Annotated in this window: 21 protein-coding genes; 19 read left to right on the top strand and 2 right to left on the bottom strand. The window is 31.6% G+C overall.

Translation table 11 applies throughout. The annotated features are described in order from the left end of the window. The first annotated feature begins 9 nt into the window (after positions 1 to 9). The 9 genes from BUB47_RS04115 to BUB47_RS04075 all read left to right on the top strand — a co-directional run bounded on the left by BUB47_RS04115 (position 10) and on the right by BUB47_RS04075 (position 8,411). Entirely contained in the window at positions 10 to 1,179 is a 1,170-nt protein-coding gene (locus BUB47_RS04115; protein WP_073184035.1) for a D-alanine--D-alanine ligase family protein, read from the top strand. Beyond that, positions 1,179 to 3,260, top strand: coding sequence for a ribonuclease R (gene rnr / locus BUB47_RS04110; protein WP_073184033.1), 2,082 nt, complete (start codon positions 1,179 to 1,181; stop codon positions 3,258 to 3,260). Before BUB47_RS04115 ends, rnr begins: the two co-directional genes overlap by 1 nt. Continuing rightward, complete coding sequence (gene smpB, locus BUB47_RS04105; RefSeq protein WP_073184032.1) at positions 3,261 to 3,719, top strand: SsrA-binding protein SmpB; 459 nt, start codon at positions 3,261 to 3,263, stop codon at positions 3,717 to 3,719. It begins immediately after the preceding gene. A gap of 97 nt (positions 3,720 to 3,816) precedes the next feature. Continuing rightward, positions 3,817 to 4,968, top strand: a complete 1,152-nt coding sequence (locus tag BUB47_RS04100; protein ID WP_200779474.1) for an aspartate-alanine antiporter-like transporter — start codon at positions 3,817 to 3,819, stop codon at positions 4,966 to 4,968. A 168-nt stretch (positions 4,969 to 5,136) separates the two neighbouring features. Further along, entirely contained in the window at positions 5,137 to 5,403 is a 267-nt protein-coding gene (locus tag BUB47_RS04095) for a Veg family protein (RefSeq protein WP_073184114.1), read from the top strand. Positions 5,404 to 5,502: 99 nt separating this feature from the next. Further along, positions 5,503 to 6,348: a 4-(cytidine 5'-diphospho)-2-C-methyl-D-erythritol kinase gene (ispE, locus tag BUB47_RS04090; RefSeq protein WP_073184030.1), complete on the top strand. Its 846-nt coding sequence runs from the start codon at positions 5,503 to 5,505 to the stop codon at positions 6,346 to 6,348. Next, on the top strand, positions 6,338 to 7,048 hold the full coding sequence (locus BUB47_RS04085) for an aspartate/glutamate racemase family protein (protein WP_073184028.1): 711 nt from the start codon (positions 6,338 to 6,340) through the stop codon (positions 7,046 to 7,048). Before ispE ends, BUB47_RS04085 begins: the two co-directional genes overlap by 11 nt. 150 nt (positions 7,049 to 7,198) lie before the next feature. Continuing rightward, complete coding sequence (locus BUB47_RS04080; protein ID WP_073184026.1) at positions 7,199 to 7,573, top strand: metallopeptidase family protein; 375 nt, start codon at positions 7,199 to 7,201, stop codon at positions 7,571 to 7,573. Beyond that, a complete protein-coding gene (locus BUB47_RS04075) occupies positions 7,566 to 8,411 on the top strand; it encodes a J domain-containing protein (RefSeq protein WP_073184024.1) in 846 nt (281 codons plus the stop codon). Before BUB47_RS04080 ends, BUB47_RS04075 begins: the two co-directional genes overlap by 8 nt. Before the next feature lie 37 nt (positions 8,412 to 8,448). On the opposite strand, the gene BUB47_RS04070 is transcribed toward BUB47_RS04075, so the two are convergent. Both BUB47_RS04070 and BUB47_RS04065 read right to left on the bottom strand, forming a co-directional pair. Continuing rightward, a complete protein-coding gene (locus BUB47_RS04070) occupies positions 8,449 to 9,630 on the bottom strand; it encodes a coenzyme F420-0:L-glutamate ligase (RefSeq protein ID WP_073184022.1) in 1,182 nt (393 codons plus the stop codon). 6 nt (positions 9,631 to 9,636) lie between these two features. Next, positions 9,637 to 10,209, bottom strand: a complete 573-nt coding sequence (locus tag BUB47_RS04065; protein WP_159430533.1) for a 5-formyltetrahydrofolate cyclo-ligase — start codon at positions 10,207 to 10,209, stop codon at positions 9,637 to 9,639. A gap of 211 nt (positions 10,210 to 10,420) precedes the next feature. Between BUB47_RS04065 and ftsE the strand changes: the two genes are divergently transcribed. From ftsE to BUB47_RS04015, 10 genes are all read left to right on the top strand, one after another. Next, positions 10,421 to 11,107, top strand: coding sequence for a cell division ATP-binding protein FtsE (ftsE, locus tag BUB47_RS04060; RefSeq protein WP_073184018.1), 687 nt, complete (start codon positions 10,421 to 10,423; stop codon positions 11,105 to 11,107). After that, positions 11,094 to 11,993, top strand: coding sequence for a permease-like cell division protein FtsX (gene ftsX / locus BUB47_RS04055; RefSeq protein ID WP_073184016.1), 900 nt, complete (start codon positions 11,094 to 11,096; stop codon positions 11,991 to 11,993). Before ftsE ends, ftsX begins: the two co-directional genes overlap by 14 nt. A gap of 10 nt (positions 11,994 to 12,003) precedes the next feature. Then, the gene (locus BUB47_RS04050; RefSeq protein ID WP_073184014.1) at positions 12,004 to 13,176 is read left to right on the top strand and encodes a murein hydrolase activator EnvC family protein; all 1,173 of its coding nucleotides are present in this window, start codon (positions 12,004 to 12,006) and stop codon (positions 13,174 to 13,176) included. Positions 13,177 to 13,188: 12 nt separating this feature from the next. Beyond that, the gene (locus tag BUB47_RS04045) at positions 13,189 to 14,361 is read left to right on the top strand and encodes a S41 family peptidase (RefSeq protein ID WP_073184012.1); all 1,173 of its coding nucleotides are present in this window, start codon (positions 13,189 to 13,191) and stop codon (positions 14,359 to 14,361) included. Positions 14,362 to 14,539: 178 nt separating this feature from the next. Further along, positions 14,540 to 15,322 (top strand): carbon-nitrogen family hydrolase, encoded by a 783-nt coding sequence (locus BUB47_RS04040; RefSeq protein WP_073184010.1) that lies wholly within the window; start codon positions 14,540 to 14,542, stop codon positions 15,320 to 15,322. Between the two features lie 14 nt (positions 15,323 to 15,336). Next, positions 15,337 to 16,017 carry a DUF2848 family protein gene (locus BUB47_RS04035; protein WP_234945628.1) on the top strand — a complete coding sequence of 227 codons (681 nt, stop codon included), beginning with the start codon at positions 15,337 to 15,339 and terminating at the stop codon, positions 16,015 to 16,017. Next, complete coding sequence (locus BUB47_RS04030; RefSeq protein ID WP_073184007.1) at positions 16,017 to 17,054, top strand: TRAP transporter substrate-binding protein; 1,038 nt, start codon at positions 16,017 to 16,019, stop codon at positions 17,052 to 17,054. The genes BUB47_RS04035 and BUB47_RS04030 overlap by 1 nt, the downstream gene beginning before the upstream one ends. Before the next feature lie 9 nt (positions 17,055 to 17,063). Further along, positions 17,064 to 17,537 (top strand): TRAP transporter small permease, encoded by a 474-nt coding sequence (locus BUB47_RS04025; protein WP_073184005.1) that lies wholly within the window; start codon positions 17,064 to 17,066, stop codon positions 17,535 to 17,537. Between the two features lie 3 nt (positions 17,538 to 17,540). Beyond that, positions 17,541 to 18,806: a TRAP transporter large permease gene (locus BUB47_RS04020; protein WP_073184003.1), complete on the top strand. Its 1,266-nt coding sequence runs from the start codon at positions 17,541 to 17,543 to the stop codon at positions 18,804 to 18,806. Between the two features lie 98 nt (positions 18,807 to 18,904). Then, complete coding sequence (locus BUB47_RS04015) at positions 18,905 to 19,552, top strand: GntR family transcriptional regulator (RefSeq protein ID WP_073184001.1); 648 nt, start codon at positions 18,905 to 18,907, stop codon at positions 19,550 to 19,552. The last annotated feature ends 25 nt before the right edge of the window (positions 19,553 to 19,577 follow it).

Below are 19,577 nucleotides of genomic sequence, written 5' to 3'. Positions count from 1 at the left end.
GGAGAGTATATGGAAAATATAGCAGTTGTATTTGGGGGTAGAAGTGTAGAGCATGAAGTTTCTGTAATTACAGGAATGCAAATAATGGAAAATATGGACAAGACAAAGTATAATCCGATTCCACTATACATTACAAAAGATGGAAAATTTCTATCAGGAGAATCTCTAAAAGATTTTTCAAATTTTAAAAACAGTGATTTTTCTCAAGCTGTGGAAGTATTTTTTAAGGGCTATAATGGAGATAATAATTTATATACAGTGGCTTCTAAAAAATCAGGATTGTTTGGAAAAGAAAGTGAAGGATTGGAAGTTTATTCAAAGATAGATATTGTATTTCCAGCACTTCATGGAACTTATGGAGAAGACGGATGTTTTCAAGGGCTACTTGAACTAATATCTCTTCCCTATGTGGGATGTTCTGTAATGCCTGCAGCAGTGGGAATGGACAAGGTAATAATGAAAAAAGTATTTCAATCAGAGAATATTCCAATGACAGATTATTTTTACTTCTATAGGGAAGATTGGGAAGACAGGGAAAGAATAATAAATAAGGCAGAAGAACTGGGCTATAATTTATTTGTAAAACCGGCGAACCTTGGCTCATCTGTGGGAATAAACAAGGCTAAAAACAGAGAGAGCTTTATCGAGGCTGTGGAAGTTGCAATAAGATACGACAGAAAAGTATTAGTTGAAAAAGCTGTAGAAAATCCAAGAGAGATAAATGCGGCAGTTTTAGGCTATGAAAATGAAGTTATCGTATCTGCTTGTGAAGAGCCAATAGGTTGGAAAGACTTACTTAAATATGAAGATAAATACGTTTCAGGTGCAAAGGGCTCAAAGGGAATGAAAAATCAAAAGAAAAATCTTCCTGCAGATATCTCAGATGAACTTAGATTAAAAATTGAAGAATATGCAAAACTTGCATTTAGAGCAATTGATGCAATGGGAGATGCCAGAATAGACTTTTTATTAGATGGGGATAATATCTATGTAAATGAAATAAACACTCTTCCCGGTTCTTTGGCGTTTTACCTATGGGAAGAAAGTGGAATTTCCTTTAAAGAGCTAATTACAAAATTAATTGAACTTTCAAAAATTAGATATAACCAAAAATCTGAAAATATTACTTCATATGATTCCGACTTATTTAAAAATACTTCATATGGGGCAAAACTATAATGATAAAAGAGAAAATTTTTGAATCAATAAAGGATTTAGCTCCTATGACTAGAGAGCAAATCATGAAAAAATTTAATATTAAAAACAAAGAAAAATTAGATTTCAACAAGTTACTTAGAGAATTGGAAAAAAGTGGAGATCTTTATTTTGACGGGAAAAAATACATTCCAATTGACAACAAAAATTACCGAAAGGGAATAGTACAGGGTAATAAAAGAGGGTTTGGATTTTTACTTCAAGAAGATGAAGATATATTTATATCAAGTGATAATATGCGCTCTGCACTAGATGGCGATGAAGTTATTGTCAAAATGTCAGAAAATAAAAAAGGCGACAGTGCAGAAGCAGTAGTAATTGCTGTAGTAAAAAGAGCAAACGAAAAATTAGTTGGAACATTTCAAGATAAAAAGAGTTTTGGATTTGTAATTCCCGATGAAGATAAGTTTTCCTATGATGTATTTATTCCAAAGAAAGAAATGTCCGGTGCAAGAGACGGGCAAAAAGTAATAATAAAAATAGAAAAGTGGCCTGAAAAGAATAAAAAACCGGAGGGCAAAGTAATACAAGTCCTTGGATATGCAGATGAAAGAGGAGTGGACATACTAAGTATTGCAGCCAGTTTAGACTTGCCAATGGAATTTGACAAGAGAACTCTTAAGTTAGCTTCAAATATTCCAAATTCTGTAGTAGAAAGTGACTTAGAAGGAAGAGAAGATTTAAGAGCATTAAAGACATTTACAATTGATGGAAGAGATTCAAAGGACTTTGACGATGCAGTTTCTATAGAAAAACTGGACAATGGAAATTTAAGTTTGGGAGTTCACATTGCAGATGTATCTCACTATGTAAAAGAGGCCGATGAAATAGACAATGAGGCTTATAGAAGAGGAAACTCCATATACTTAGTAGACAAAGTAGTGCCAATGCTTCCTGAAGAACTGTCAAATGGAATATGTTCTTTAAATGAAGGCCTTGACAGACTTACACTCTCTGTAATTATGGAAATAGACAAAAAGGGAAAAGTGGTTAACAATAAGATAGTTGAAAGTGTAATTTGTTCTAATAAGAGACTTATATATGATGATGTGTCTGACTTTATTGAAGGTATTAGAGTTGATGAAAGTGTTCTTGGTTTAGAAGAAGAACTTAAGAGTATGGATGAACTTGCCAATATTTTGAGAAAAAAGAGAATGGACCGTGGAGCAATAGACTTTGACTTTCCTGAGGCTGAAATAATAGTAGATGAAAATGGCAGACCTGTGGAAATAAACAGGGAAGAACGAAGAGTTGCAAATAAATTAATAGAAGAGTTTATGTTAGTGTGCAATGAAACTGTTGCAGAGCAATATTTTTGGATGGAAATTCCCTTTTTATATAGAATTCACGAAGAACCGGAAGAGGAAAAAATAACTACACTAAATGCAGTTATACGACACTTGGGATATAAACTAAACACTCAAAATTTAGATTCAAAGAGCTTTCAAGAATTAATAGATGAAGTAAAGGGAAAAGACGAGAGTATTTTTGTAAGTACACTGGTACTTAGAAGTCTTAAAAAAGCCAGGTATTCCGAGGTTAGAGAAATTCACTTTGGACTTGCTGCCAAGTACTATTCTCACTTTACAGCTCCAATAAGAAGATATTCAGATTTGACAATACACAGAATAATAAAAGATGTTTTAAATAATAAGTTAACTGATGGTAGAGTTGACTATTTAAATTCAGTTTTACCTGAAGTAGCAAAACATGTATCTGCCACAGAGCGTACTGCACAAGAGGCAGAGAGAATGGTTGAATCTGTTAAGATGGCAGAATATATGGAAAGTAAAATTGGAGAGGAGTATCCTGCATTTATTTCTTCAATTACAAGTTTTGGAATGTTTGCTCAACTTGACAACACTATAGAGGGTTTAATTAGCTATCAGAGAATGAGCGAGTACTATGAGTTTAATGAAAATGAATATACGGCCGTTAGTAGAGACACAGGGAAAGTTTACAAAATAGGGGATAGAGTCAAAGTAAAAGTTGTAAATACAAATACGACTAGAGGTACTATAGACTTTGAAATAGCAGGTGATTAAATGGCTAAAAAAGTAGAAGGTGCTCTTGCCACAAATAGAAAGGCAAGACATGATTATTATATAGAAGATACAATTGAAGCAGGTATTGAACTAAAGGGAACAGAGGTTAAATCTCTGAGAAAGGGAAAGGCAAACATTGCTGATTCCTATGCAGAGATAAAAAACGGAGAAGTCTTTGTTGAAAATATGCATATAAGTCCCTATGAACAGGGAAATATATACAATGTAGATCCTCTTAGAAAAAGGAAGTTGCTACTTCATAAAGATGAAATAAGACGACTTGAAAGAGATATAATGACTAAGGGATATACTCTAATACCACTAAAACTCTACTTAAATAGGGGTAGAGTAAAAGTTCAACTAGCTGTGGCAAGAGGTAAAAAACTATATGACAAGAGAGAGGCTATTGCCAAAAAAGATTCAGAGAGAAGAATTAGGCAAGCTTTAAGAGATAACTAGAGTTGATTATATCAACTCTTTTTAAATATAGGCATTTAAGGGTATTAATAAAATAAGCATAAAAAATGACTATACTTATTACTATAGGAGGTAGCCTATGAATTTAATGGATACATATTTAAGCAGCTTAAACAATCAAGTAATGTTGGTTTTTTTAATATTGGCACTGGGATTTTTAGTTGGAAGAATTAAAATAGCAGGTGTTCAGTTGGGTGTTTCAGGGGTTTTAGTAGTTGCTCTGGTAGCCGGACACTTAGGCTTTACTATGCCAAGTGTAGTGGGAGATGTGGGAATAGTTTTATTTTTGGGCTGTGTTGGATTAGTTGCAGGCTCATCTTTTTTTAAAAATTTAAAGAGAAACTTTTTGGCCTTTGTTTGTACATCCCTGGGAGTTGTAATTTTAGGTGGAATAATGGTAGTACTTACAGTTAAAATTACAGGTATGCCCACTTCTCTGGCACTGGGAATATCTTCAGGAGCTCTCACATCTACCTCTTCTCTAGGCTCAACTATAGAGATAACAGGTGATGCAATAGCAAGTGTAGGTTATGGTATAACTTATATTTTTGGAACACTTTCAATAGTGTTATTTGTTCAGATAATACCAAAGTTATTTAAAGTAGATACTTCCAAAGAGTTAGAAAAACTAAGAGAATTTAACTTTGAGAGCAATAAAAAAGATACTTTAAACAAATTAATACTAATAGATAAAACCGGCATTTTTGTAGTCTGTCTTACAGTTGTTTTGGGGGCACTAATAGGAGGAATAGAGCTAAAACTTGGGCCAACATCTACATTTTCACTTAGAAATTCAGGAGGAGCATTAATTGCAGGACTTTTAATATCAAATGCAGGACATATTGGAAGAATATCTCTAGAAGCTCCGGTTCAAACACTAAAGGCACTAAGAGATTTAGGTATTTCGCTATTTTTAGCATACAATGGATTAAATGCAGGTCATGGATTTTTAGAAATTTTAAGTAAGTATGGATTTGTTATATTTATTATAGGGGCGATTATGAGTGTGGCAACTATAACGGTGGCATTTATAATTTCCAGATATATATTTAAGTTACCACTATTTGCAGCCCTAGGAGCGACCACAGGGGCGATGACGTCGGCGCCGTCACTAAATGTATTGGTGTCTATATCTGACGACAGCGTTACACCATACTACGCAGTCTGTCAGCCTATTGCAACTATAGCTCTAATACTGTTGCCGGAAATTGTAGTTTATATACTCAGCTAAAATATAGTTTTTTTAAAGGATTAAAGTAATGAAAATTTAATAAAAAAATGATTGACTTTGAATTCATTTGATAGTAAAATATATTGCTTGATTTTTAAAATTAAACATGTTATACTATTCAAGTAAATATTATCTGTATTTGGATCTAGAAGGGATAGGGATATGCCTATGAATGAAATGTTGTTAATCAAGAACGAATTAGAAGAAAACTTGGGTAAAAAAGTAATTGTTAAAGCTAACAAGGGAAGAAAAAAGTACATTACACAATACGGAGTACTTAAAGCAGTATATCCTAGTTTATTCTCTATTGACTTAGAAAACGGAGACGAAATGGCGACATCAACTTTTACTTATTCTGATGTGTTGACAAAAACAGTAAGAGTATTAATTCTGGAAGATGATGTTGAATATAAAGATGTAAAAAAGATTTCATAAGAAGGCCATAGGGCCTTTTTTTATTTAAGAATTTTTAAGCAGTTTAAATTTATAATTTGATTTGTTTTATCTTATGTTATAATTATTTTGAGGTATATTATGAAGACGAGATCATATGCAAAGATAAACTTATCTCTTGATGTAGTAAATAAAAGAGAAGATGGATATCACAATATAAAGACAATAATGCAAAAAGTTTCACTATATGATGAATTGGAATTTAACATAATAAAAAGTGGATTTGTATTAAATTCAGATTTAAAGGTTCCAGTTGAAGACAATTTGATTTACAAGTCTTGGAAGGTCATGTGTAATTTTGTGGGAAGAGAACTTCCAATAGAGATTACACTTAAAAAAAATATTCCAATGGCAGCAGGACTTGCAGGTGGGACGGGAAATGGAGCAGTAACACTTAAAGCCCTTAATAAGATATACAATTTAAATTTAAGTTTAGAAGATTTAAAAGAGATGTCTTTAAGCTTGGGGGCTGATTTTCCATATATGCTACAAGGTGGAACGGTACTGGCTGAGGGAATAGGTGAAGAATTTACAGAGCTTGCGCCTTTTGAAGGAGTAAGTGTTTTAATAGTAAACCCGGGATATGAAATTTCAACAAAAGTTGTATATGAAAATTTAAAAATTGATGAAAACAGAATTGATTTTAAGGGTATAGTTAACTGTATGGAAAATAAATCTATACTGAGTTTAAAGTCGCTTTTAGAAAATAAAATGCAGGACTATGTGTTTAAAGTGCATCCTGATATTAAAATTATAGTAGAAGAACTTTCAAAGTTGGGGGCGGTTTCGCTAATGAGTGGAACGGGAGCTTCAGTTTTTGGATTGTTTAACAACTGTGAAGATATGAAATATGCACATAGTATACTTGCAAAGAGGTATAAATATGCCTTTATGACTTGTACTGTTGGAGGATATGATGAAGTTTAGCAATGTGGGATTTATAGATGACTCCATTGGTGGAATATCTATATTAAACAGTATTGAATCTAAATTCAATGAAAATTACATAGTGATTTCTGACAATAAGAACTTTCCATATTCAATTAGAAGTTGGAAGGTTAAAGAGATGAGCTTAAAACTTCAAAGTGCAGTTGAAAAGAGATATATTAAAATTTTAGTGTCTACTAATCCTGCAATATCTCTAAATTTAAATAGGCAAGTAGACTATGAAATTATAGACGGCATAGGTGAAATGATGCACTTAATTAAAGAAGAAAATTCTAAGAACAAAGTGGTTCTTTCAAATAAGTATGTACTTAATTATTTAAAGGGTGAGGATATTGAAAATGTTCTGGACTCACAAATTTTAATAAATTCAATTCACGATGGAGATTTAAATACCTATATTACATCTACTTTAATTAGAGAATATGTAGGAGACAGTGAAGTGGTATTTGTAATGGATACTAATTTAAGTGTATTAAAATACAGATTTTTAGAATTGTATCCCAATGTTAAATTTTTCTTTTTAAGTGACTTTATATTAAGACAGTTAAAAGAAAAATTAGTAGAAGGCGATGAAAATGAAATCAAATGTTTTATAACAGACTATAGAATAGGATTTTATTCGGTATGTCGAAATTTATTTGGAATAGATGATATTAGAATGAGGAAAATAAAACTGTAAGTATATAAATTTATTTTAAGTAGCAGAGTCGTTATGGTATAATTGTTCGGAAAGTAATTAAAATTGCTGTGAAATTAATTTTGGCAATGATAAAGAGTCAAATTAAAAGTTTGAGCGGCAATAGCTGCTTTTTTTATAGGTGGATAGTAAATGGAATTAGATAGATGGGAAGAATTTGAAGATATTTTAAATGAGTTATATGATGAACTTCCGGAGAATATATTGTCAGGATTAAATGGAGGCGTTAGAATAGTTGACGAAGTGAACTATCATCCAGAAGATCCGGAAAACTTAGTTTGCCTAGGTGGATACAGGCGAGATATTTTGGGGAAGAGCATTTTAATATACTATGGCTCTTTTATGCAATTATATGGAAACTTTTCAAGAGAGGCATTAAAAGATAAATTAAGAGAAACACTACACCACGAGATTACACATCATCTGGAATTTCTGGCAGGTGAAAAAGACCTGGAAATAGAAGATGAGGAATTTTTAAGGAATTACAAGAGGAGAAAGAATGAATAAAATTCTAGGATATTTTTATAAAATACTGGGAACTGTTATAGATTATGTACTAAGAGCTGTGATATATGTTGTTAATATTTTAGTGACAGTATTTTCATCTTTTAGACAAGTATTTGGATTAATACTTTCAATGGGTGGATGTTTGTTTATTATGGTATTAATGAACCCGTGGTTTTTAGGGGCGCTACTGTCTAATCCTGTAATACTCAGTTTAATTGTGTTATCAATAGTAATTCCATTTATAGGAAAAATTGCTGAATCTTATTTAAAGTATATACACTTTATGGCAACGGAGTTCTTTTATGACAAAGCAGACTACCACTTATTGGGAAGAAAAGCTTCTTATGAAAAGATGGAAGACTATGGAGAAAAATACAGAAGAGACAGAGAAAGAGAAAGACAGAAAAAAGAAGAAGAGAGAATAAAAAGAGAAGAAGAAAAGCGAAAAGCTCAAGAAGAAGAGTGGAGAAAGAGGAATGAAAACAGTGGTGGGAGCTATTGGAGCTTTGGAGATTTTTCCGATTTTGAAGACTTCTTTAGACAGAGCCAAGGTGGATACTACAATCAAGGGCAGAATCAAAATCAAGGAAGCGGAGGCTATACTAGCCCATCGTCCTTTAAAGTACAATATGAAGAGGCCTGTGATATATTGGGAGTGCCATATACATCAGATAAGTATGAGATAAAACTTGCATACAAGAAAATGGCTAAAATGTACCATCCCGACATAAATAAAGATCCTGGAGCTACTGAAATGTTTCAAAAAATAAATAATGCCTATGAATTTTTAAGTGATTCAAATATTCAAAGGTATAAAAGTAATGTAAATAGCAATTAAAAAAACAGCCTAAGCTGTTTTTTTAATTGCTATTTATTTATATACTTGCAAAGTTATCAAAATATCCTTGGATGAAAACTACAGGAGTACCTTTATCTCCGGAGCCGGAAGTTAAATCACATAGAGAACCTAAAAGGTCTGTAATTTGTCTTGGAGTAGTTCCCAGTGTTTCACTTGTTCCAGTTAAGTCATTGTCTTTATTAGAAATTTTTTCTTTTAAAATTTCCTGTGCAGTTTCATCATCTACGTCTGATAGCTCAGTATCTGCAATATATTTTATTTTAATTTCATTTGGAGTGCCCTTTAAGCCTTCAGTATATGCTGGAGATACTACAGGATCTGCAAGTTCCCAAATTTTTCCAACAGGATCTTTAAAAGCTCCATCTCCATAAATCATAACTTCTATTTGTTTATTTGAGTAATCACATAATTTTTTTTGTAGAGCTTCTACAAAGGGTTGGCCATCTCTTGGAAATAATTTTATTGAATGGTCACTGGATAGGTTACTTCCAAGTAGACCATATTCACTATTATATCCGGAGCCGTCAACTGATTCTGTTAGAATTTCGTCAAGGCCATATACTTTATTTGCCCCTGCATCGATAAGTTCTTGCTTTACCATCTTTCTAGAGTGTACGGAACACACTAAAATATCCTTAGTGAATTTTAAAATTGTCTTAGGATTATTTGAAAAATGGATTTCGCAATTAGGTGCAATTTCTTTGTATAAATTTACATAATCAATTCCTGTAAATCTATGTTTTACTTCTTTTCCAAATAGTTCTGTGTACTCTTCTTCACTTAGAACTTCAGAATATGGATTTATGTCTTTTTGATATAGTATTCTCTCATCCATTAAACAGTTTCCCATTTCATCTGAGGGATAGGAAAGCAAAATGTGTATTTTTTTATTAGTTTGTGCAATAGCTCTTAATATTACAGAAAATCTATTTCTGCTTAGAATTGGAAATACTAAACCTATATCAGAATCAAATTTAGAATTTATGTCTTTAGCTATTTGATCTGTATCTGCATAATTTCCTTGACTTCTTGCAACGAGCGATTCAGTTACAGCAACTACATCTTGATCTCTCATTTGAATATTTTCAGATTCAAGTGCATCAAGCATCGAATTAAATACCACTTCAACGAGATCATCCCCACTTTTAACTATTGGAGTTCTTATTCCTCTAACAACAGTACCTATATACCTTTTCATTAGTACTTACTTCCTCCTAGTGTGCAAATTTATTTCAGATAGAAAAAAATCTATTTGAATATCATATTCTTCATGTGGCAATTTATCGACGAATTGTTCTTCAAATCCTATTCCAAGTTTTGGAATATCTCTTTGCAATGAGTCAAAAAATTTATCATAAAATCCGCCACCATAACCTATTCTATATCCACTTTTATCAAAGGCAAGCCCAGGAGTTATAATTAAATCTAAAATTTCTGGATTTGAAATATTTAATTCAGATTCTCTTGGTTCAAGTATTCCCATATAATTTTCACTTAGTTGTGAAAAATTATCAAGTTTGGAAATTTGCATTGTCTTTGTTTTCTTATCAACTACTGGAATATAGATGTTTTTTCCATCGGATATGGCTTTTTTTATAAAATCGTGGGTGTCTACTTCAGACTTATAGCTGACAAACACAAAAATATTTGTACTGTTCTTATACAAATCAAGATTTAGTAAATTTTCAGTTATTTTTCTTGAAGCATCTGTTATAAAAGCTTCGCTTAGACTGTCTCTTTTCTTTATGAGTTCTCTTCTAAGTTCTTTTTTATTCATTATCATCACCCCAACCAATAACATTATACACTACTTTTAAAAAAAATTAAAAAAAATATGAAAAAAACTGAGGAAACATTGAAAAAACAATGAAAAAAGCCTTAAAAACAACTGAATATAGAGCAAATTGTGAATTTATGTTGTAATTTGTAACTCTTTTGTAATATAATATGTAGTTGATAATTACAGTTAAAAATGGAAAGGAAATGTTATGATTGAATTTGAAAATGTGTACAAAGAATATTCAAATGGTGTAATGGCACTTTCAAATATTAATATATCAGTACCGAGAGGTGACTTTGTATTTTTAGTGGGAAATAGTGGAGCTGGTAAATCTACTATGATTAAACTGCTAATAAGAGAAGAAAAAGTAACTAGAGGAAAAATTCTAATAGGTGGAACTGATATAACAAAACTTAGAAAAAAAGACATTCCAAAATTGAGAAGAAATATATCTGTTGTATTTCAGGACTTTAGACTTTTAGATAAAAAAACTATATTTGAAAATGTAGCTTATGCCCTTGAAATTCAAGGTGCAAGCAAAAAAGAAATAAAAAAGAGTGTAAATGAGTCTCTTGAGATTGTGGGATTGTCTAATAGGGCACTTTCATATCCCGACGAGCTATCAGGTGGAGAATCTCAAAGGGTATCTATAGCAAGAGCAATAGTTAACAATGCTCCCATATTAGTTTGTGACGAGCCCACAGGAAATCTAGATACAGATACTGCATGGGAAATTATGAACGCTTTAATAAAAATAAATGAGAGAGGGACTACTGTTATAATGGCAACACATGCAGTAGGTATTGTAGATAAAATGCAAAAGCATGTAATTAAAATTGCCAATGGCTGTATTGCAACTGATGTTGAAAAGGGTGGCTATTATGAAAATAATTAGACAGGCTTTTAATATTATCAAGGAGAGCATTAAGGGACTTAGGAGAAATATGACTATGGCCTTGGCATCAACTGTATCTGTAGCTGCAATGTTGACACTTTTTGGTTTTGTATTTTTGTTAATATTAAATATAAATGGGGCAGTATATCACTTAGGAGGAGAACTGGATAAAGTTGTAGTTTACTTAGATGATGGACTTCCTGCAAATGACGTAAACAGTTTAATAAGTGAAATTGGATCAGATGAAAGAGTTAAAAAAATTCAATATACTTCAAAAGATCAAGCTTTGGATTCCTTTAAAGAGGGATTGGGAGAAAAGGCCTATATACTTGATTCGCTTCCTGAAAATACCTTGCCGGCTTCTCTAGTAGTGACATTAAAAGATCTGTCCTATGCAAGTGAAATGGCAAGTGAAATAAAAGAACATGAGGGAATTGAAAGAGTGGATTATCACTATGAACTAGTTCAAAAAATGATGGTATTTGAAAAGGGAATTAAGTATATTGGATATGCAATAGTACTAATACTACTACTGGTTTCCGTACTCATAATACACAACACTATAAAAATTGCCGTAACCAACAGGGAGCGGGAAATAAACATAATGAAGTATGTAGGTGCGACAAATTCCTATATTAAAGGTCCATTTTTAATAGAGGGCGTAATATTTGGAGTGGTAGGGGCACTGATTGCCTTTTTAATAGTTTACTATGGATATGAATTTTTATATGGAGAAGTAAATGTTAAAATTCAAAATTTATTTGGAATGAGTATTTCCACACCTGATAAAATCAGAAGCAACCTATCAGTAATATTTATATGTATAGGTGCTGGAATAGGTTACTTGGGTTCACTAGTGTCCACAGAGAGATTTTTAGATGTTTAGGAGTAAGTAAATGAAGAAATATAAAGTGCCTTTAGTTGTAGGCTTAAGTTTATTATTAGCGACACAAAGCGTATTTGCATCAAGTCAACTTGAAAAACAAAAAGAACAAAAACAACAAAAAAAGGAAGAAGTGACTAAAGAGCTAAATGAAAACAAAAAAAACATTGAAGAAAATAAAAAAACTGTAAAAAATGTTCAAAGTGAAATAGCTGATTTAGATGGAAAAATAATAGAACTCAGTTCAAGCATTTCCAGTTTGGAGTCAGAAATTGCAGTTTTAAATGAAGAAATTGAAAAAACTCAAGCAGAGCTTGTGCAAGCTGAAGAAAAATTAAAAGAAAAACAGGAAATCTTTGGTGAAAGAGTTCGTGCAATGTACATGGACGGAAAAGTGTCTTACTTAGAGGTTCTGTTAAATTCAAGAAGTATGGAGGATTTAATTAGAAACAATGAGATAATTTCAACAATAGCAAAGACAGATAAAGAACTTGTAGACTATATTGAAGAGCAGGTAAATATAATTCAACAGGCAAAGGAAAAATTAGATAGAGATAGGGAAACTCTAGTTGTATCTAAAAATAATCTCCAATCACAAAAAAACAGCTATGAAGAAGTTAGTAGCCAAAAGCAAACATATATGGCCTCTTTAGAAGCGGATATAGATGCCTATCAAAAAGCTTACGATGCAGCTCAAGCAGAAAGTGCTGCTCTTGAAAGTGAAATATTAAGACTTCAACAGGAAATAACCAGATCCAGTTCGGGGTCTTCACAAAATATTGATGTAAAGATGAATCCGGGAGCGAGATTGGCTTGGCCACTTCCAGGATATCACAGTTTATCATCTCAATATGGGACTAGACTTCACCCAATACTAAAGACATATAAAACTCATGATGGAATAGATATTCCGGCCCCAGGTGGAACACCAGTAGTTGCTGCACAAGATGGAACGGTAATAATGTCTAAAAGCATGAGTGGACTTGGAAATGTAGTAATGGTTGACCATGGGGACATAGTCACAGTTTATGGACACAATAGCGTTTTAAAAGCTAAAGTTGGGCAAAGTGTTAAAAAGGGCGATGTAATTTCTCTAGTGGGTTCAACTGGGATGTCTACGGGAAATCACCTTCACTTTGAAGTTAGAGTCAACGGGAAGACAACAAATCCACAAAACTATTTATAAAAAGAGGATTTTATGAAAGAAAAAAAGAAAATCAGTTTAATATTTGCCGTAATACTTTTAATTATAACTAATGTGGCAACTTTTGGATTAACGACTTTTGGAACTTCAATAGTAAGTGAAAATAAATACGTTAAACTAGATAATTTGGAGAGTATAGTAAAAGAAAACTACTTATACCCAGTCACAGATGAAGAATTAAAAGAAGGGGAGTTAAAGGGAGTACTTGCAGGATTAAAAGACCCTTACTCATACTATATGACTGCTGCAGAATATGAAAATACAACTCAGAGCTTAACAGGTAAATTCTATGGAATTGGAGTTGAAATTACAGCAGGAGAAGACAATTTAATAACAGTAATATCTCCGATAAAGGGCTCACCTGCAGAAAAAGCAGGGATAAAGTCAGGAGATAAAATAATAAATATAGAGGGAAATGACTACACTGCTGATAAGATAAACGATGCAGTAACTGCAATGAAGGGAAAAGAAGGAACAGAAGTTTCAATTAAGTTACTTAGACCCTTAGAAAACAAAGTCTTTGATGTAAAGATAAAAAGAGCAGAAATAAAAGATCCTACAATAATTTCTAAAAACATAGATGGAATAGGTTATATTGGAATTACACAATTTAAAGAAGAAACTGCAAATGACTTTAAAGAAAACTTAAATAGCTTAGAAAGTGAAAATATAAAGGGACTTGTAATTGACTTAAGGGGAAATCCCGGAGGGATAGTAGATCCTGCTGTAGAAATAGCAGATGCATTACTTCCAGAGGGAACTATTGTCTATGCGGAAAACAATAAAAAAGAAAGAGTCTTTGACTATAAATCAGATGCAGAGCACACAGAAGTTCCAATAGTAGTTTTAATAAACGAAGCAAGCGCATCAGCCTCAGAAATACTATCAGGAGCAATACAAGACCATAATAGGGGAACTATTATTGGGAAAAATTCCTTTGGAAAGGGAATAGGACAAAGTCAAATACCGTTTTTTAATGGAGATGGTATAGTTCTTACTACATTTGAATATTTTTTACCTAATGGAGAAAATATTCACGGCATAGGAATAAAACCTGATATAGAAGTTTCAGAGCCGGAGGAAATAGTGGGAATAGGTGTTGATTACTTGGGTACAGATACTCAACTTCAAAAGGCTTTAGACATTTTAAGTGAAGATAAAGAATAAAAGATAAATATTATACAAATTTAGAAATTGTTTATAGTTGAAATCAAACTGTAAACAATTTTTTTGTTTACATAATAAAAAAATTGGAATGATAAGAAACATTTTAAAATAGATTGACCTCCTTTAATTAGTTTGGTATTATGTATATGGTATACCAAACTAATTAAAGGAGGTTATTATGAAAATTTCAATTATTCAGTGTAGTTTAGTTTTTGGAGATGTAGAAAAAAATTTTGCGTTGATAGAAAAGAAAATTGTTGAAGCTGCAGGTGAAACTCCAGATGTAATTGTATTACCAGAGATGTGGAATACTTCTTTTTTCCCAAATAATGTAAAAGAAATAGCAGATATTGAAGGGAAAAGATCAAAAGATCTACTATCCAAGCTTTCAAAACAATTTAATGTAAATATAATTGGTGGATCCGTTGCAAATACAATAGATGGAGAGTTGTATAATACAAGTTATGTATATGATAGGGAAGGTAAAGAGATAGCTAGTTATAATAAAGTGCATTTATTTTCTCCATCAGGCGAAAATAAATACTTTAAATCGGGATCTGAACTTTGTATTTTCAAAATGGATGGTATTAAATGTGGCTTGAGTATTTGTTATGATGTGAGATTTCCTGAATGGATTAGAAAATCAGCACTAGAAGATATAGAAATATTATTTTTACCAGCTGCTTGGCCCGAAGTTAGAAATATGCATTGGGATACATTAAATAGAGCGAGAGCAATTGAAAATCAAATGTTTGTTGTTTGTGTTAATAGCTTGGGAATGACAGAGAATTCAAAATTTGGAGGACATAGTGCCATAATTGATCCTTGGGGTGAGTACATATTACATCCTGACGATGTTGAGGAAGTAAAAATAGGTGCTATTAATTTAAAAGTTATTGAAAATATTAGAAGTAGCATTAATGTATTTAGAGATAGAAGAAAAGATTTATACACTTTATAGGAGGTACTTTAATTTTGGAATTAAAAAATTTTAATTTAGATAGTGAAGTTATAGAATTTGGCTATGACAAGGTTTATATTATAGGATACGCTGGTAGAGATATTAAAAAGACTCAAGAACACATTGATGAACTTGAAAGGGAGCTAGGTGTTAAACCACCTAAAAAAATTCCTACTATATTTGAGTGCTCTAAAGAACTTGTAACTCAAAATATAGATTTAAAATTTGTAGATGATATGACTTCTGGAGAGTGTGAATACGTTATCTTAAAGAAAAATAATTCTATTTATATAGCATTAGGTTCTGATCACACAGATAGAAAACTTGAAAGTGTCAGTGTTCCAAAGTCTAAACAAGTTTGTTTAAAACCTATATCAAAAGATGTTTGGAACTATGATCACATAAAAGATCATTGGGATGAAATAGAGTTGAGATCTTATGTGACTATAGATGATAAAGAAATAGAATACCAGGCTGGAACGTTAAAAGATATATTGCCCGTAGAGACTATCCTTAGTGAATTAGAAAATAGAATAGGAAATGTTGATAATGCAATAATATTTTCAGGGACTGTGCCTTTAAAAAATAATTTTGTATATGGTTCTAGATTTAGGTCTGAGATGATAGATAAAAAATTAAACAAAAAAATAGATTTAAATTATAAAATTTCTGTAATTAGCGAGGAGGAAAGATAATGAAAAAAAATATACTTAAGATAATTGCTGTATGTACGATGGTTATTTCACTAGTAGGGTGTGGGAATAAAAATAGCAATACTTCTAAAACGGTAGACAAACAAAGTGGCTCAGAAGGAAATAAAATTGAGATTAAAATTGCCTGTGTCGGAAATGAAGAGCATCAATCCACAATAGCTGCAAACTTATTTAAAGAATTAGTTGAAAAAGAGTCTTCTGATTTTAAAATTGATGTATATCCAAATGCATCTCTAGGCGGAGAAAGAGAAGCGGCAGAAGGAGTTAAATTTGGAACAATACAAATGACAGTAGCTACATCAGACGGGACATTACCTGCATGGGTACCAGAAGTTCAAATTCTTTCAATTCCTTATTTATTTGAAAATTCTGATGAAGCATATAGAGCTTTGGACGGAATTATATCAGAAAAATTAAACCCACAATTTGAAGAAGCTGGCTTTAAACATTTAGCATTTGGAGAATTAGGTTTTAGACATTTTACAAATTCTAAAAAAGAAATAAAAAATGTTTCAGATATGGCTGGTTTATCAATTAGAGTTCAAGAAGCACCAATTTGGTTTGCCTTAATGGAAAGTTTAAATGCATCTGCAGTTCCTGTTTCATTCAATGAATTATATACTGCACTTCAACAAGGAATGGTAGATGGACAAGAGAATCCTATAGCAAGTATAGCAACTTCAAAATTTTATGAAGTACAAAAATATTTATGTTTAGATGGTCATACCTATGGCGCAGTAAGTATGATAATGAATCTAGATTTCTTTAACAAATTAACTGATGAACAGCAAAAAGTAATAGAAACCGCTTCAAAGGAAGCTGCTATAAAACAAAGAGAAGTTGTATCAGAACAAGAAGAAGGTTATTTACAAGAAATAAAAGATAATGGAATGGTTGTTACTGAACCTGAAAAGGCATCTTTTGTAGAAGCAACAAATGATATTTATAAAAAACCAGAGGTTGCAAAAATAGTTTCTCCAGAGTTTGTTGAAGAAGTTAGAGAATTTCTGAAGAAATAGGAGGAAGTCATGAAAATTTTAGAAAAAATTTTAAAGTTTGCTATGATAATAAGTACAGCAGTATTAGGTATAGTAACATTTCTTCAAGTTGTAATGAGATTTTTATTTAATAATCCTGTTGCTTGGGGGCAAGATGTAATACGATTAAGTTTTGTTTATTTAGTATTTTTGGGAGCTGCCTATTGTTTGAAAACTGGAGATCACCTTAATATTGATATAATTTTTAGCTTTCTTTCTAAAAAAGCAAGTATGTACTTAGAATTATTAATAAATATTATTTTATTATTATTTTTTATATTCCTAGTATATTTCGGTATAAAATTTACTCAAACAGGGTCAACACAATTAGCACCATATATTGGTATTCCAATGACATACTATTATATGGCTATACCAATTAGTGCAGTTTATTTAGTATTATATGATTTAGAAATAATAAAAAACAATGTTCTAAATATAAGAAAAGAAAGTAAGGAGGACTAATAAATGATTATTTTGATTTTATTTATATCGTTTTTATTAGGCCTACCTATAGCTTTTTCATTGGGAATAGTATCTTTAGGTCAAATTGCAGCAGATGGGTATCCTTTACTGGTAGTTGTGCAGAGAATGTTTACTGGTGTAGATAGTATTGCTTTAACTGCAATACCGCTATTTATCCTATCAGGAGGGTTAATGCTCAAAGGTGGAATGAGTGATAGACTTGTAAATTTTGCGGATTTGCTAATAGGTCATTTTCCAAGTGGGTTAGCTATGGTAAGTGTCTTGGCGTGTATGTTCTTTGCGGCTATAACAGGTTCTGCTATTGCAGCAACTGCAGCAATAGGAGGAATAATGATTCCTATTATGATAGAGAAAGGGTATGATAAAGAATTTTGTGCACCTCTCTTAGCCACAGGAGGTTCAATAGGCCCTATAATACCACCAAGTATTCCTTTGTTACTATATGGTGTTATGGCAAATGTCAGTGTGGCGAAGTTGTTTATAGGAGGATTTGTTCCTGGAATTTTAATGGGAATTGGCCTGATGGTTTACTCTTACTTCTTAGGGAAGAAGAAAAACTATATAGGAAGAGAAGAAAGAGCTCCATTAAAAGATATTTTAATTGCAGGAAAAGATGCAATATTAGCTTTAATTATGCCCATAATTATAATTGGCGGTATAATGACTGGATTTTTCAGCCCTACTGAGTCAGCAACTGTTGCAACATTTTATGCTTTGATAGTTGGTGTATTCGTATATAAAGAGCTAAAGCTAAAAGATTTGCCTGCAATACTATTAGATGCAGCTAAGTCAACAGGACAAGTGTTGTTGGTTGTGGCATTTGCTTCTTTATTTACTTGGGTAATTACTGTGAATAATATACCTCAATCAGTTGGAGCTTTTTTAAGTGATAATGTGAATTCGAAATTTATACTATTATTAGTTATTAATATAATATTGTTAATAGCTGGAACATTTATAGATACAACAAGTGCCATTGTAATATTTACTCCTTTGTTTTTACCACTTGCTGCTGCATTTGGGATTGATTTAATACACTTTGGATTAGTAATGGTTGTAAACTTGACAATAGGCATGTGTACGCCTCCGTTAGGTGTGTGTTTGTTTGTTTCAGGGTCTATAGCAAAGGTATCTTTAAAAGATCAATTAAGATATTTAATTCCAATGCTTATAGTTTTAATAATTGTTTTATTAATAGTAACTTATATACCTCAAACTGTATTATTTTTACCTAATTTATTTAGCTAATATAAAAGGAACATCAATCATAGGATTGTATATAACTCTTTGATTGGTGTTCTTTTAATGATATAATCAGTAATAATAATGTGGAATGGAGTTTTAAAATGCTAATCAAGCCAAAATCATATAAAGATATTGCATATGAAAAAATAAAAGAAAATATAATTACGGGAAATTATAAGCCTAATGAGGTTTTAAATGAAAGAGATTTATCTGAGAGTTTTGGTATAAGTAGAACGCCAATAAGAGAAGCTTTTCAACAACTGTCATATGAAGGGTGGATAATAAATGAGCCTTATAAAAAAAATGTAGTTAGAGAATTTACACTGGACTATATAATTCAAACTCAAAAAGTAAGAAGCTCTCTTGAAATATTGGCAGTGATGGAATGCATAGATAAACTAGATGATAGTGATATAGAAAAATTGGAAAAAATTGTCGAAAATCAAAAGAAAATAATAATAGAAGACAATTTTAATAAATATATACAGTTAGATAGAAAGTTTCATGAATATCTTTATTACTTGTCTGGAAATACAGTGCTTGTAAAAATTTCAAAAAATCTTAACGATGTAATTAGATATTTTGGATTAATCGCTCTTAATTATCCCAAGCGACAAGAAAGAACAATAAATGAGCACAACGCCATTATAAAAGCATTAAAGAACAGAGATGCTGATGGCGCAAGAAAAGCAATGGGACAACATATGACGAATACATTAAATGCAATAGAGTATAACTATAAAAAATAATAATAAAATGATGGACTTGGGATTT

It is taken from the genome of Anaerosphaera aminiphila DSM 21120, from assembly GCF_900129925.1.
In the GTDB taxonomy this organism is placed as follows: domain Bacteria; phylum Bacillota; class Clostridia; order Tissierellales; family Peptoniphilaceae; genus Anaerosphaera; species Anaerosphaera aminiphila.
Note: the sequence above shows the minus strand (reverse complement) of the source record. Positions and strands in the feature narration are given on the sequence as shown.